This is a genomic window from Brevibacterium sp. SMBL_HHYL_HB1 (genome assembly GCF_018208375.1).
Lineage (GTDB): Bacteria > Actinomycetota > Actinomycetes > Actinomycetales > Brevibacteriaceae > Brevibacterium > Brevibacterium intestinavium.
Genome location: NZ_CP062936.1, coordinates 3,051,906 through 3,065,646 on the forward strand (window position 1 = coordinate 3,051,906; position 13,741 = coordinate 3,065,646).

A 13,741-nucleotide genomic window follows, 5' to 3' on the forward strand; every position below is an offset into this window, starting at 1 on the left:
GTCGTGGTGGAGCGAGGAGTTGCTCGTCAGAAGGGAGCGTGGAGTCGCTGAAGTTCAGTCGTCGGCGTTCTGCGGCGGCAGTGCAGCGATGAAAGGATGGTCCTTATTGACGACCCCGTGGGCGGCTGCTCCGCCAGGGGATCCGATGTCGTCGAAGAATTCGACGTTCGCCGCGTAGTAGGCCTCCCACTCATCGGGCACATCGTCTTCGTAGAAGATCGCCTCGACGGGGCACACGGGTTCGCACGCCCCGCAGTCGACGCATTCGTCGGGGTGGATGTAAAGGGAGCGGGTGCCTTCGTAGATGCAGTCGACCGGACATTCCTCGATGCAGGCTCGGTCCTTCAGGTCCACGCACGGCTGGGCGATGATGTAGGTCATGGGTTCCTCACGAGTTCGGATGCGTGCGCTGCGGCAGGCTCGGTCGCCTGGGTGAACGCACCATCGGCGTAGGGGCTCAGGGTCACGACATCACCGGCGACGATCACGGCCGGTGACCGGACGCCTCGGCGAGCCGCGCGGAAGGCGATGTCGCCCAGGGTTCCGATGGTCACCCGCTGGTTCTCACCGAATCCGTCTTCGACGATCGCCACCGGGCAGTCGTCACCGCGCCCGGAGCGGGCGAGCACCATCGCCGAGTTGATGAGCGTGCCCACTCCCATGAGCACGACGACGGTGTGATCGCGTCCCCCGCCGATCTCGGACAGCTGATCATGACCGGTCACGACCGTGTACGAGGTGGCGACGCCTCGGTGGGTGAGCGGGATTCCGGCGACTGCGGGAACGGAGTTCGCGCTGGTCACCCCGGGAACGACGCGGACATCGACTCCGGCGGCCCGGCAGGCGATGACCTCCTCTCCCCCACGTCCGAGGACGAACGGGTCCCCGCCTTTGAGACGGACGACCCGGTGGCCCATCTTCGCCTGCGTGATGAGGATGTCGTTGATCCCGCTCTGCGGCACCGGATGGTGCCCCGGCTGCTTTCCGACGTCGATGATCTCCGCGTCCAGGGGTGCGCCGCGTTCGGTTTCGAGCTGATCGATGACCGATCTGGCACCGAGGCGGTCGGCCACGATGACATCGGCCCGTTCCAATGCGCGCAGACCGGTGACGGTGAGCAGTCCGAGATCGCCCGGTCCGGCACCGACGAGCAGCACGGTGCCGGGCTGCTGTGGGAGGAAGAGTGTCATGGCTGGTCCTCGGTTGCTGGGATGGGCTGGGTTGGTTCGGGAGTGTGGATTCCCGCGGCGAGGGTGTTGCCTGTCTGCGGGTCGATGACGACGAAGGCTCCGGCCGTGCCGTGGTCACGGAAGTCCGGGACCGGCAGCTCGGCCGACAGCTTCACCCGGGCCAGGCCGATGTCGTTGCCGGCGAGCACCTCGGCGGCCTCCAGCCCGGAGGTCTCGAGGTTGCGTTTGGCCTCGATGGTGACGATGCCCTTCACGGTCGTCGTCCCCGTCTTGATGAGCACCCGATCCCCTGTGCGCAGGCCCTCGGCGGTGAAGGGGAAGACCTCGGCGCGCAGTTCGCGGCGCGGGGTGGGCAGGGTGCCGGCCGCGGCGATGACGCTGCCGCGAGCGGTATCGACATCATCGGCCAGCCTCAGCGCCACCGACAGCGGCGCACTCGCGGTCTCAAGCGGTCCGGTGGCGGTATCGATGCCGGTCACGGTCGTGCGGAGCCCGGCGGGGTGGATCTCGATTTCATCGCCGAGGCTGACCCGCCCGGCCGTGATCTGTCCGGCCACGGCCCGGTAGTCCCGGAATTCCTCGGGGTCGAGTCCCGGTGCCAGTCCCCCTTGCGGACGGAGCACGGTCTGCACGTCGAGGCGGAAGGCCTCGAGGTCGGCGGTGTCTTCGTCCGCACTCGGCAGAGTCTCGAGCAGCTCGAGCAGCGCCGGGCCGGAATACCAGGGGGTGTTGTCCGAGGCGGCGGCGATATTGTCCCCGGCCAGTGCAGAGATCGGGATGAGGTGCGGGGTCTCGAGTCCGATCTCGGCGGCGAGGGTCTTGATGTCGTTCTCGACCGTCTCGATCCTCGCCTGGTCGAAGTCGACGAGGTCGATCTTGTTGACGGCGATGATGACGTGGCGGATGCCCAGTCGGGAGACGACGGTGAGGTGCCGGCGGGTCTGTTCGGTCGCGCCGGTGCGGGCGTCGATGAGGACGACGACGGCATCGGCGGTCGAGGCTCCCGTGACCATGTTCCGCGTGTACTGCACGTGTCCGGGGCAGTCGGCGAGGATGAACGAGCGACGGTCGGTGGCGAAGTACCGGTAGGCGACGTCGATGGTGATGCCCTGTTCGCGTTCGGCCCGCAGACCGTCGGTGAGCAGAGCGAAGTCGAACTCACCTCCCAGGAATCCGCGTTCCCGGCTGGTCGCGGTCACGGCGGCGAGCTGGTCGGCGAGGATCGCCTTCGCATCGTGGAGAAGCCGGCCGACGAGCGTGGATTTCCCGTCGTCGACGGATCCGGCGGTGGCGAAGCGCAGCAGCGTCTTCGTCGTCGTGTCCAAGGTCGGCGTCGCCTCGGTGGCGGTTGTTTCGGTGGTGGTTGTGGTCGTCATCAGAAGTACCCGTCCTTCTTGCGGTCTTCCATCGCCGCGGCCGAGATCCGGTCGTCGGCGCGAGTGGCTCCGCGCTCGGTCACAGTGGTGGCGGCCACCTCGGCGAGGATCGACTCGAGGTCATCGGCGCTCGATTCGACGGCTCCGGTGCAGCTCATGTCTCCGACGGTGCGGTAGCGGACCTTCTTGGTCGTGACGGTCTCGCCGTCGCGTGGGGTGGAGAATTCGCCGGTGGCCCACCACATGCCGTCGCGCTGGAAGACTTCGCGTTCGTGGGCGAAGTAGAGCTCGGGCAGTTCGATGCCTTCGCGGGCGATGTAGCTCCACACGTCGAGTTCGGTGAAGTTCGAGATCGGGAACACGCGGACGTGTTCGCCGGGCAGGTGGCGGCCATTGAAGAGGTTCCACAGTTCGGGGCGCTGGCTGCTGGGGTTCCAACCGCCGAATTCGTCGCGCAGGGACAGAATCCGCTCCTTCGCGCGGGCCTTGTCCTCGTCGCGGCGGGCGCCGCCGAAGACGGCGTCGAACTTCCCGCCGGTGATGGCATCGAGCAGCGGCTGGGTCTGCAGGGTGTTCCGGGTGCCGTCTGGGCGTTCGCGCAGGCGACCGTCGTCGATGTAGTCCTGGACCTTCGCCACCGTGAGGTCGAGGCCGTACTTCTCTGCGGTCTCGTCTCGGAAGCGGATGATCTCGTCGAAGTTGTGTCCGGTGTCGACGTGGAGGAGTCCGAACGGGATCTTCGCCGGCCAGAACGCCTTCGCGGCGAGGTGGAGGACGGTCACGGAGTCCTTGCCGCCGGAGAAGAGCAGCACGGGGCGTTCGAATTCGGCGGCGACCTCACGGATGATGTGGATCGCTTCGGATTCGAGGACGTCGAGGGTGGACAGGCTCGCGCCCGGGTTGTGGGTGGGTGCCGTCTCGGTGGTGGTGTGGGTGTCGTGGTTGTACTGGGTGTCAATGCTCATGTGTGGAGTCCGCATTCTGTTTTGGTCGATCCGGCCCAACGGCCGGCGCGGGGGTCTTCCCCTTCGGCGACGGGGCGAGTGCAGGGCTGGCAGCCGATCGACGGGTATCCCTGCGACAGCAGCGGGTTGACCGGGACGTCGAAGGCGCGTGAGTAGTCGAGGAGGTCGTCGAAGGTCCATGCGGCCAGGGGGTTGACCTTGACGAGTCCGTTCTTCTCATCGAAGGTGATCAGCGGTGTGTTCGTCCGGGTCGGGGCCTCGTCGCGGCGGACTCCGGTGAACCAGAGTTCGTAGCCGTTCAGCGATTTCTTCAGCGGTGCGACCTTGCGGCGGGCGCAGCACAGGCCGGGGTCGCGGGCGAAGAGGTCCTTGCCGAATTCGGCGTCCTGCTCTTCCACGGTCTGCTCCGGGAGGACGTCGACGATGTGGACGTCGACACGGCGGGCCACCTCGTTGCGGGTGTCGTAGGTCTCGCGGAAGTGGTAGCCGGTGTCGAGGAAGAGGACGTCGACGCCGGGCTGGTACTGGGCGACGTAGTGCGGCAGGGCGGCGTCGGCCATCGAGCAGGCCACGGCGCAGGCCGCGGTGTCGAAGTTCCGGGAGACCCAGCGGATGACGTCGGCGGGGTTGGCCTCGGGAACCCCGTTGTCCGGGTCACCGGCGAGTTCACGGGCACCCGCCTCGGCGAGGGTTTTGAGTTCCTCGACGGGACGCGGTTCGGGGCGGGACGTCGTCGGTGTCTGAGTTGTTGCTGCCGGGTTGGGGGATGCGGTCGGGGTCGGGTTCGTGGTGCTCATTTCAGCTCCTCTTCGTCGACGCGGTTGGCCCATTCGGAGAATGTTTCGGTCTCCCCGCGTCCGGCGAGGAAGCGGCGGACGAGGGTTTCGACGTATTCGGTGAGGTTCTCGGCGGTGACCTTGAGTCCGCGGACGGTACGGCCGAGGCCGGCTTCGTCGCGGTCTTTCGAGGCCAGGCCTCCGCCGACGTGGACCTGGAATCCGGGGACCTGTTCGCCTTCGTCGGTGGTGACGATCTGGCCTTTGAGTCCGATGTCGGCGGTCTGAATGCGGGCGCAGGAGTTCGGGCAGCCGTTGAGGTGGAAGCTGATCGGGTGCGGCAGCTCCTCGATGTCGGCCAGCCGTGCTTCCAGTTTCTCGACGGCGTCGGCGGCGGTCTGCTTGGTCTCGACGATGGCGAGTTTGCAGAATTCGATGCCGGTGCAGGCGATGGTCGAGCGGCGGAAGAGGTCCTTGCGGCTGGACAGGCCGAGGGCATCGAGGCCGGCGACGACGTCATCAACATCGGCTTCGTCGATGTCGAGCAGCAGGACCTTCTGGTGCGGGGTGGTGCGCAGGCGGGTGGATCCGTACTTCTCGGCGAGGTCGACGAGCTGGCCGAGCAGGGTGCCCGAGGCGCGGCCGGCGATGAGGGTGACGCCGATGTAGTAGCGGCCGTCGGCCTGTTTGTGCACGCCGACGTGGTCGCCTGCGGTGATCGGTTTGGCCGGTGCCGGGCCGTCGGCGAGCTTGTAGCCGAGGTATTCGGTTTCGAGGACCTCGCGGAACTTCTCCGGGCCCCAGTCGGCGAGCAGGAACTTCAGTCGGGCTTTGTTGCGCAGGCGGCGGTAGCCGTAGTCGCGGAAGATCTGGGTGACGCCGAGCCAGGTGTCGACGACCTGGTCGGGGGCGACCCAGGTGCCGAGGCGTTCGGCGAAGCGGGGGACGACGGACAGGGCGCCGCCGACCCAGAGGTCGTAGCCGATGCCGTGTTCGGGGTGGTCGACGGCGACGAAGGAGCAGTCGTTGATCTCGTGGACGACGTCCTGGCTGGGGTGGCCGGTGATCGCGGTCTTGTATTTGCGCGGCAGGTTCGACAGTGACTGGTCGCCGATGTAGCGGCGTGAGATCTCTTCGATCGCCGGGGTCGGGTCGATGAGTTCGTCGGCGGCGATGCCGGCCACGGGTGAGCCGAGGATGACGCGGGGGACGTCGCCGCAGGCTTCGGTGGTCTGGAGTCCGACGGCTTCGAGGCGGCGCCAGATCTCGGGCATGGACTCGATCTCGACCCAGTGGAGTTGGATGTTCTGGCGGTCGGTGAGGTCCGCGGTGCCGCGGGCGAACTCGTTGGAGATGTCCGCGATGACCCGCAGCTGCTCGGTGGTGAGCTTGCCGCCGTCGATGCGGATGCGGAGCATGAAGTATTCGTCTTCGAGCTCGTGCGGTTCGAGCTTCGCGGTGCGGCCGCCGTCGATTCCGGGCTTGCGCTGGGTGTACAGGCCCCACCAGCGGAAGCGGCCGTGCAGGTCGTCGGAGTCGATCGAAGAGAATCCCTGCTTGGCATAGATGGTTTCGATCCGGGCGCGAACGTTGAGGCCGTTGTCTTCGGCCTTGTCGATCTCGTTTTTGTTCAACGGTTCATGGCCGTCGATCTTCCACTGCCCATTGGACTTCTTCGGGCGGGCAGGCCGCTTTGCGGATCGTTTACCTGCTGCTTCCTTGTTCTCTTCCACCTGAGTGGACATTGCTGTCTCCAAACGCTGAGGGGAACCAGTGATGAGTCACGCTACATGAATGCCGAATTGCTCAACAACTCACCGGAGGTGATTGTGTCATGGAGTGACATATGGCGTCACGGTCTGTCGGTCTGCTGTGGGTGCGGTCAGGCATTGAGCATGTCCGGGGCAGAGGCGTGGGGTTGGGTGCCGGCATGACCGCGGGGCTGGGTGCATGCGCGGACTCGGTCACGGACGATATCGACGAGCCGGGGCGGCACCGCGGCGCCGCTGTTTCCGTTGGTGAGCAGCGGCGGAGAAAGGACACCGGACGAGTCACTGCCGCCGTCGACGAGTTTGCGCGCGAGGTCATCGAAGAAGCCCGGCGCCAGCAGATAGTTCGCAAGCACGGGGCGGGTTCCGCGGCTACGGCTCTTCTCGACGACCTCCTTCAACGGCACTCCCCCACCGGCGAGGAAGCCGACCTCGACTGGACGCTCGAGCTCTGCGGCCAACAGCCTGCCCATCTCACGACATGACTCGTTCGCCCGCTCGTCGCTCGATCCGGCAGCGGCGAGGATGACCTCGTCGTTGTCGCTCAAAGCCGGAAGGCGATCGGCAAGGATCTCCGCAAGCCTCGCATCCGGCCCAAGCGTCGGCGTCCGCCGAACGTCACGGCCGGACTCGATGGCTCGGTTGACCGCCTCGGCGAGGTCGACATGGACGTGATACCCCGGCGAGAGCAGAAGCGGCACGAGGATCACCGGACGGTCGGCGGGCAGGCGGTTGATCACCTCGTCGACGTCGGGTTGCTGGACGTCCACATGGCCGAGCATGACCTCGTCGGCAATCCCGCGAATGCGCAGGTCTGTGGCGATCTCTGCGGCGAGCACCTCGATGAGGACTTGGCCGGTCGGCGATGAGGTCCCGTGGGAGATCAGCCCCACCGACGGCAGCCCCGTCACAGCGCCCACTCCTGGGCAGGCCTCTGCGCCCGGAATCTCACTGGCTGCGGGGCCCGACCCCGCGCAGGAACCGGGGGCGTCACGGTCATCGCGCAAAGCAATTGCTCAACGACTACACGGCCCGGGTGAGCAGCTCTCGTTACTCTTGATTGCATTCGCACAGCGTAACCGATCAGTGTCAACGCCGCATACAGGCTCGTCATCAGGGAAATACCGCCATGTGGCGTCATCTTTCGACATACAGCGACCGAGTTCGTAGGATTGCGGATGATTCGCCATTCTGCTCAACAGTTTCGCTAGTGTGTCTAGTCAGAGCGTCTTTGCGTTCCTGACACCGCCAGCATCTTCGACGTCTTCTGCGTCATCACCACCTTCGCGTCATCCACGAAAGGCAAGCACATGCGTCAGCTCATCGTCCTCGGGATCGTCGGCCTCATCGCTCAGCTCATCGACGGATCATTGGGGATGGCCTATGGGGTCACCTCAACCACTCTGCTGCTCGCGGCGGGTACGGCACCGGCGGCCGCCTCGGCGGCGGTGCACTTCTCTGAACTGGGCACAAGCCTGGTGTCAGGGATCTCCCATCACCGGTTCGGCAATGTCGACTGGCGGACGGTCGGCATTCTCGCCGGTCCCGGATTCATCGGCGCGGTCCTCGGGTCGACGTTCCTCGCCAGCCTCGATGGGGAGGCCGCGACCCCGTGGATCTCGGGAATCCTGCTCGCGCTCGGGGTCTACGTGATCTGGCGGTTCCTCGCATTGGGCGGGAAGCGTCCGGAGTTCAAGTCGCGGCCGAGCGCGGGGATGCTCGTGCCGGTCGGGTTCGTCGGTGGAGCGCTCGATGCCGTCGGCGGTGGCGGCTGGGGTCCGGTCGGGACGACGACGCTGCTCTCATCAGGACGTTTGGAGCCCCGGAAGGTCATCGGTTCGATCGATACGAGTGAGTTCGTCGTCGCCGTCGGCGGTTCGCTCGGGTTCCTCATCGCACTCGGATCGCAGGGCATCGAATGGCAGATCGTGGCGGCGCTGCTCATCGGCGGCGTCATCGCCGCACCGTTCGCTGCGTGGCTGGTGAAGCTGCTGCCGGCGAAGGTGCTTGCGGTCGCCGCGGGCGGAATCATCATTCTCACGAACATCCGCACCATCCTGCTCACCTTCGGACTCGACGCGTCGACGGTGTGGCTGACGCTCGCCGGCTTGGCTCTCGTCTGGTTTGCCCTCATCGCCCACGTCGTCCGCGTCGAGCGGGCAGCCGCGAAGGCGCGGAAGGCTGAGGAAGCCGCGGAAGCTGAGGCCGAAGCTACCATCGGCAGCTGATCACCGCCGCCTACCCTTCTCAATCAACGCGAAACTCGAAAAGCACGTCGCTAGTGACGTGCTTTTCGAGTTTCGCGTTGATCCGCGTGAGGTGATGGCGAAAGTCAGCGCTGGCTGTAGAGCTTTCGGGCCATGATCACGCCGATGAGAGACAGCAGCGACAGGCCAGCGTAGTAGAAGCCGGGCACGGTCAGAAGTCCCGTTGCGCCCAGCAGGGCGGTGAGGATGAGCGGGGCGAAGCCGCCGAAGATCGCGACACCGAAGCTGTAGGCGATGGTCATGCCGGAGCTGCGCACCTTGACGGGGAACAGTTCGGACAGCAGCGCCGGCATCGGGCCGAAGTAGAAGACCATGAACAGGCCGACGATCGCCTCGCACAGGGTGAGGACAGGAATCGTCGGGTTAGCTTCCAGAAGGATGAACATCGGCCAGCCGGCGATGATACCCACGATCGCTGTCGGGACCATCACAGTCGTCGGACCCACGCGATCAGCCAGGCGGCCGGCGAACGGAGCACCGATGAGGGTGATGACACCGGCGACGACGGCACCTGGGAATGCTGCCCAAGCGTCGAGGCCGAGGTTGGTCACGGCGAACTGAGGCAGGTACGTGATGAGGTAGACCGAGATCGTGGCCATTGCGATGATGAGGAACGCGGAGAAGAGGCGACCGAAGTGCTCGCCGAGGAGGACACGGAGTGGGCTGTCGGTTTTCTCGGCGGCCTCGAACTCGGGCGTATCGTCCATCTTCGAGCGGATGTACCAGCCGACGGGACCGATGAGCAGGCCGAGCGCGAAGGCCACTCGCCAGCCCCAGGAGTGCAGGGCGTCTTCGCTCAGGGTCGAGCTGAGGAGCCAGGAGATTCCGGCGGCGAGGAACATCGAGATGCCCTGGGTCGCGGTCTGGAAGGAGGCGTAGTAGGCCTTGCCGCGCTTGGCGTTCTCGGTGAGGAAGGCGGTGGCGGATCCGAATTCGCCGCCGGCGGAGATGCCTTGGATGATGCGGGCGATGATGAGGCCGATCGAGGCCCAGATGCCGATCGTCGCCTCGCCGGGCAGGACGACGATGATGAACACACCGAGGGTCATCAGTCCGATGGTCAGCGACAGAGCCGCCTTGCGCCCGTGCTTGTCGGAGTACCGGCCGATGAGGATGGAGCCCAACGGTCGCACGACGAAGGTGATGGCGAAGGTCGCCCAGGTCATCAGCTGCGCAGACAGGCCCTCGCCCGGATAGAAGACCGCCGTGATCGAGGTGGCCATGAATCCGAAGAGGATGATGTCGTACCACTCGAGGGCATTGCCCAGCCCAGCCGCGAATACGGCCTTGCGGGCCCGCGACTTCTCTTCGCGGGTCTCGACGGGTGTCTCAGTCATCGTGTGCCTTTTCTTGTAGGTGCCCGGGCGCCTTGGGTGGCGGAGCCGGTGGTGGATCGTGGGCTTACGGGATGCAGGCACCGTTGCTCATCAGCGGAACGCTTGTAGTCCGGTCATGTGCGGGAGCCAACATGGTCTCAACAGGCGATGAGTCACGTCAGTGCCGGTTGTTACGATCATGATATGTCGACCGAAGCCCGGAACTCAGCCCCAGCCACCGCGGTCGAGGCCCGCGGCGCACGCGTCCACAACCTGCAGGACATCGACGTCGACGTACCTTTTGGCGCCCGGTGAAGATTCATGACTGACAGTGAAACTCACAGTCACAGTGACAACAGTGACACTTCACACTTGCACACTGACAAATTTCGAGTGTACGTTTCGGTCAACTCTCTCGTCGCCTTCGCCGGTGTTTCCGATTCAGGCACGGCATCGCTGGCTATGAGAAAAGCAGCCCATCGCGGCCATCTCGGAGGAGAGACTGCATGACCTCGACATCTCGCCTTCCGCAACGCTCACCTGACCGCGCCCGAAGAACTCAAACGTGCAGACACTGAGAAAAGCTTCACCAAGGTCAGCCGGTTCCTCTCCGAACAGGTCTGACTTTCAGGCTTCGGAGCCATACCGTGCAGGCATACAGAAGCTAGCTAATTCTCGCCAGTATCGTGGACGGCCAAAAGATCGCGGGCTATTTTCCAGTCACGATACACATGCTCATAAGAATCTGTGGCGATACGCTGCGGGTCAATCTCTCTAAAACGTATGCCTAGACGATCTCGCGCTTCGCCCAGATCTGAGGCCTCGCCGATAGCTATTAACGCCAGCCCTGCAGCACCCAGCAAAGTGACATCCGGATCGCTCGCTACTCGCAGCTGACGGCCAAATACGTTCGCACGCATTTGGGCTACGGCAGCTGAACGAACCGAACCCCCAGCAATATTGATAGGAAGTCGTTTCGTGGGATCAATAAGGTCCAGTCCTTCTCTCACGGTGAAACATGCCGCCTCTTGCGCCGCGCGCAAAATAGCCGCAGCACCGTGATCAATCGTTTTCCCAAGGACTCCACCTTTGGACTTCGAACGCCAACACGGGAATCGCTCCCCCGACATGGCGGGAACGATTCGGAGTCCACTCACGCCTGGCTCCAACCCAGCAAGGTCAGGTTCATCGACTCTTCCAACGAGAGATCGCCAGTTAGCTACAGCTCCCCCGGTAAGGCCGGTCGAACCGCCTACTGTCCAACGTCCAGGCACAAGCGAGGGATTCACAAGTGCACCTTCCGGGTGCCCGTCAGCACTTATTGAAAGCTTCCCCAGGACATCTGTCGTTCCCGCAACATCTGCAATTGCATCCCTGTCATCTCCAAGAAGCAACCCCAGACCGACCGAGCCATCCGGGCCGCCAGAGATGACTTTGACTCCCGTTGGCAATCCACAAGATAGCGCTGCGTCTGGCATCACCTCCGCGACCACTGAAGTTGGAGGGACCTGTTTCGGGAACCACGAAGACGGGACGCCAAGCTGTTGCAAAACACCGCTCTGCCACCCTCCAGTGCGTATATCGCTTACTGAGGTATAGGCAGCATTAATGAAGTCTGTAGCTGCGACTCCCGTTAGCTTGGCAACTATGAAGTCTTTCGGGCTAAGCAGGCTCTGCACGCGACTTCCCAACTGCTGTGCATTGATGTCCAAAGAAAACGAAGCCGCACCTCCAGACGTAACTGCCCTACCCGAGGCATCTAGCATCTCTTGCAGCAATTCGTCCGAGTAGGAATTCAACAGTCCAAGGCCGCGAGAATCCGCCCAGCTTCCTGCGTGAACAACCGGATTTAGTTCGTCATCGACGGCCACTGTTCCGATATGGGCAGTAATCGCGAGAGCGTCTATAGCCAGTTCGCGAAGCTCCAAGTCTCTCAACGTATATTTCACATCGTTCCAGAGCGCTTCAGCGTCGAATATCAATCCACCTAGATCTGACGTACGTGATCGACGAACCGAGCGAATGAGACTCCCGTTTCCAGCTAACAAAGCGGCCCGTACTGCAGAAGTACCAATATCGACAGCCGCAACCAACGGCTCAGCGGCTTTCACTCTGCTTCAATTCGTAGCAGCAGCGGAAATTCTGGAAGAGTCCAGCCACGTGTGTACTCCACCGGCCGGTTTTCTGTCGAGTAAGTGGTCCTTAGGCCATGAAGAACAGCCCCTCCCGGCTCAATCCCCAAGGAACGAGCTTCTTCCTTACCTAGCAAAGATGCAGTCATTGACTGGTCGGCCCACCTGAGCGCCACACCGTGGCGCTCAGCCAATGTGCGATAAAGCGAATTGTCGATGAGCGGTTCCCGAACAATTCCCGGCGCCACCGAATAGGGTATCCACGCATCTTGCAGCGCAGCGGGTTCCTTGTTCACCCGACGGACTCGAGTGAGGCGGCTGACTGAATCATCGGATGCAAGTTCCAACGCCTCAGCCACGTCTTTCGGAGGATAGACGAGTTCTGCCCTCACAACATCACTTGTAATATTGTCAGGCGCCGATCCGAGTTCTTCCGAAAATGAGCGCAGACGATTCAGTCGTCGCCCTCGACGAGATTTCTCCGATACAAAAGTACCGATTCCGTGTCGACGAGCCACGAGCCCATCTTCTTCGAGCAGATTGAGAGCCTGCCTTACTGTCATTCTGCTGACCCCATATTGCTTTGCGAGGTCGTGCTCGTTTGGGAGTTGATCGCCGGACGAAAAAACTCCTCCCTGTATTTGTGCAGCAAGGTCCTCATTGATTACTCGATACATTGGTTGCCGATGCATCAAATGACTCCTTGTTCTTTCAGCTCAGCGAGGTCTTCATCACTGAATCCAAGGATATTCCGATACACATGACGGTTGTCTTCACCTACAGTTGGCGGAGCTTTTCGAACTGTCGGAGGACTCTTTTCCATGTGGATAGGGTTCGCCGGCATCCGAATGGTGCCAAGCTCAGCATGCTCGGCCTCCGCGATCATTCCCCTAGCGGCGATTTGCGGTGATCGGGCTACCTCTTGGACGCTTGCCACCTCAGCGTAGGGCACTCCCACTTCGTCGAGCTGCTCAGCTATGTCTTTACGGGACAGCTGCCCAACCCATTCCTGGATTTCACTTTCCAAGAACTCTTGCCACTGCATTCTGCCCTCGACAGTGGCAAACCGTTCGTCACTGACCAGATGTCGCTTGCCCATAACATTGCACAGCTTCGGAAACAACGACGCGGTCCCCGCCTGAATGTAGATCGGCCCATCATTAGCTTCATAAACATTCACCGGTGCCGTAAGCAGATCTCGCGAGCCCGACCGTGGCATCTCCATTCCAAGCATGAGCTCGGCCATGAGCCGGATACCCAAAGCCGAGAACATCGTGTCGAAGCTGGCGATGTCCACCAGCTGGCCTTCTCCAGTCTGATTTCGATGCATAAGTGCTGCCATCGCACCCATCGCACCCTGGTAACCAGTGGTGTAATCCGCGATATAGGTACCCGACAATGTCGGCTTCCCACTCGGTTCACCAGTCATGCTCATCAAGCCCGAAGACGCCTGAGAGATCGCGTCAAAGAGCGCACGAGATGAATCTGGCCCAGTCTGTCCAAACCCAGAAAGCGAGACGAGGATGATGTCAGAGTTAAGCTCTTTCATTCGGTCGTACCCGATCCCCATCTTTTCGATCGTTCCAGGTCTGAAGTTCTCAACGACTACATCCGCCCATTTCACAAGGGTCTCCAGGATGTGCAACGCCTTCTCATGGCGAGTATCGAGCGTAATCGCCTGCTTGTTCCTGTGGTACAGGAACATATAGATGCTCTCCCCCTGCCAATATGGGCCATGGTGACGAGAATCTTCTCCAGTGGGTCGTTCAACCTTGACCACCTCAGCGCCGAAGTCGCCAAGGATTTGGGCACACAACGGACCGGCGATGAATCGCGATAGGTCCAGCACCTTTACCCCAGCGAGAGGGGCATCAGCGCCGGATTCAGCGGATTTTGGTGAAGCAACCATTGGGAGTCTCCTTTGATCTCATATCAGCAGGGGCAGTTGAG

At 62.8% G+C, this 13,741-nt stretch carries 12 protein-coding genes; 1 reads left to right on the forward strand and 11 read right to left on the reverse strand.

Annotated features, from left to right (window positions below):
- Window positions 1-54: 54 nt before the first annotated feature.
- The 7 genes from fdxA to IG171_RS14125 form a co-directional block, all read right to left on the reverse strand.
- A complete protein-coding gene (fdxA, locus tag IG171_RS14095) occupies window positions 55-381 on the reverse strand; it encodes a ferredoxin (protein ID WP_212128020.1) in 327 nt (108 codons plus the stop codon).
- Entirely contained in the window at window positions 378-1,190 is an 813-nt protein-coding gene (gene cobA, locus IG171_RS14100; protein WP_212128021.1) for a uroporphyrinogen-III C-methyltransferase, read from the reverse strand. The genes fdxA and cobA overlap by 4 nt, the downstream gene beginning before the upstream one ends.
- The gene (locus tag IG171_RS14105) at window positions 1,187-2,566 is read right to left on the reverse strand and encodes a GTP-binding protein (RefSeq protein WP_212128022.1); all 1,380 of its coding nucleotides are present in this window, start codon (window positions 2,564-2,566) and stop codon (window positions 1,187-1,189) included. Before IG171_RS14105 ends, cobA begins: the two co-directional genes overlap by 4 nt.
- Window positions 2,566-3,531 (reverse strand): sulfate adenylyltransferase subunit CysD, encoded by a 966-nt coding sequence (gene cysD / locus IG171_RS14110; RefSeq protein ID WP_101546398.1) that lies wholly within the window; start codon window positions 3,529-3,531, stop codon window positions 2,566-2,568. Before cysD ends, IG171_RS14105 begins: the two co-directional genes overlap by 1 nt.
- Complete coding sequence (locus IG171_RS14115) at window positions 3,528-4,328, reverse strand: phosphoadenylyl-sulfate reductase (protein WP_212128023.1); 801 nt, start codon at window positions 4,326-4,328, stop codon at window positions 3,528-3,530. Before IG171_RS14115 ends, cysD begins: the two co-directional genes overlap by 4 nt.
- On the reverse strand, window positions 4,325-6,052 hold the full coding sequence (locus tag IG171_RS14120; protein ID WP_212128024.1) for a nitrite/sulfite reductase: 1,728 nt from the start codon (window positions 6,050-6,052) through the stop codon (window positions 4,325-4,327). Before IG171_RS14120 ends, IG171_RS14115 begins: the two co-directional genes overlap by 4 nt.
- 137 nt (window positions 6,053-6,189) lie before the next feature.
- Window positions 6,190-6,987, reverse strand: a complete 798-nt coding sequence (locus tag IG171_RS14125; protein WP_249203709.1) for a CbiX/SirB N-terminal domain-containing protein — start codon at window positions 6,985-6,987, stop codon at window positions 6,190-6,192.
- Between the two features lie 399 nt (window positions 6,988-7,386).
- Here IG171_RS14125 and IG171_RS14130 point away from each other — a divergent pair, with 399 nt between their 5' ends.
- Window positions 7,387-8,304: a sulfite exporter TauE/SafE family protein gene (locus tag IG171_RS14130; RefSeq protein ID WP_212128025.1), complete on the forward strand. Its 918-nt coding sequence runs from the start codon at window positions 7,387-7,389 to the stop codon at window positions 8,302-8,304.
- 104 nt (window positions 8,305-8,408) lie between these two features.
- Here IG171_RS14130 and IG171_RS14135 read toward each other — a convergent pair whose 3' ends face one another.
- From IG171_RS14135 to IG171_RS14150, 4 genes are all read right to left on the reverse strand, one after another.
- Window positions 8,409-9,680, reverse strand: coding sequence for an MFS transporter (locus IG171_RS14135; protein ID WP_212128026.1), 1,272 nt, complete (start codon window positions 9,678-9,680; stop codon window positions 8,409-8,411).
- A 647-nt stretch (window positions 9,681-10,327) separates the two neighbouring features.
- Window positions 10,328-11,770 carry an FGGY-family carbohydrate kinase gene (locus IG171_RS14140; RefSeq protein ID WP_212128027.1) on the reverse strand — a complete coding sequence of 481 codons (1,443 nt, stop codon included), beginning with the start codon at window positions 11,768-11,770 and terminating at the stop codon, window positions 10,328-10,330.
- Complete coding sequence (locus IG171_RS14145; RefSeq protein WP_212128028.1) at window positions 11,767-12,483, reverse strand: GntR family transcriptional regulator; 717 nt, start codon at window positions 12,481-12,483, stop codon at window positions 11,767-11,769. Before IG171_RS14145 ends, IG171_RS14140 begins: the two co-directional genes overlap by 4 nt.
- Complete coding sequence (locus IG171_RS14150; protein WP_212128029.1) at window positions 12,483-13,700, reverse strand: CoA transferase; 1,218 nt, start codon at window positions 13,698-13,700, stop codon at window positions 12,483-12,485. The genes IG171_RS14145 and IG171_RS14150 overlap by 1 nt, the downstream gene beginning before the upstream one ends.
- Between the last annotated feature and the right edge of the window lie 41 nt (window positions 13,701-13,741).

What these genes read in the sequence shown, in the direction of transcription:
- IG171_RS14120 (WP_212128024.1), bottom strand. Translation starts at nt 6,052, where the DNA reads ATGTCCACTCAGGTGGAAGAGAACAAGGAAGCAGCAGGTAAACGATCC.
- IG171_RS14115 (WP_212128023.1), bottom strand. Translation starts at nt 4,328, where the DNA reads ATGAGCACCACGAACCCGACCCCGACCGCATCCCCCAACCCGGCAGCA.
- cobA (WP_212128021.1), bottom strand. Translation starts at nt 1,190, where the DNA reads ATGACACTCTTCCTCCCACAGCAGCCCGGCACCGTGCTGCTCGTCGGT.
- cysD (WP_101546398.1), bottom strand. Translation starts at nt 3,531, where the DNA reads ATGAGCATTGACACCCAGTACAACCACGACACCCACACCACCACCGAG.
- IG171_RS14130 (WP_212128025.1), top strand. Translation starts at nt 7,387, where the DNA reads ATGCGTCAGCTCATCGTCCTCGGGATCGTCGGCCTCATCGCTCAGCTC.
- IG171_RS14150 (WP_212128029.1), bottom strand. Translation starts at nt 13,700, where the DNA reads ATGGTTGCTTCACCAAAATCCGCTGAATCCGGCGCTGATGCCCCTCTC.
- IG171_RS14105 (WP_212128022.1), bottom strand. Translation starts at nt 2,566, where the DNA reads ATGACGACCACAACCACCACCGAAACAACCGCCACCGAGGCGACGCCG.
- fdxA (WP_212128020.1), bottom strand. Translation starts at nt 381, where the DNA reads ATGACCTACATCATCGCCCAGCCGTGCGTGGACCTGAAGGACCGAGCC.
- IG171_RS14145 (WP_212128028.1), bottom strand. Translation starts at nt 12,483, where the DNA reads ATGCATCGGCAACCAATGTATCGAGTAATCAATGAGGACCTTGCTGCA.
- IG171_RS14135 (WP_212128026.1), bottom strand. Translation starts at nt 9,680, where the DNA reads ATGACTGAGACACCCGTCGAGACCCGCGAAGAGAAGTCGCGGGCCCGC.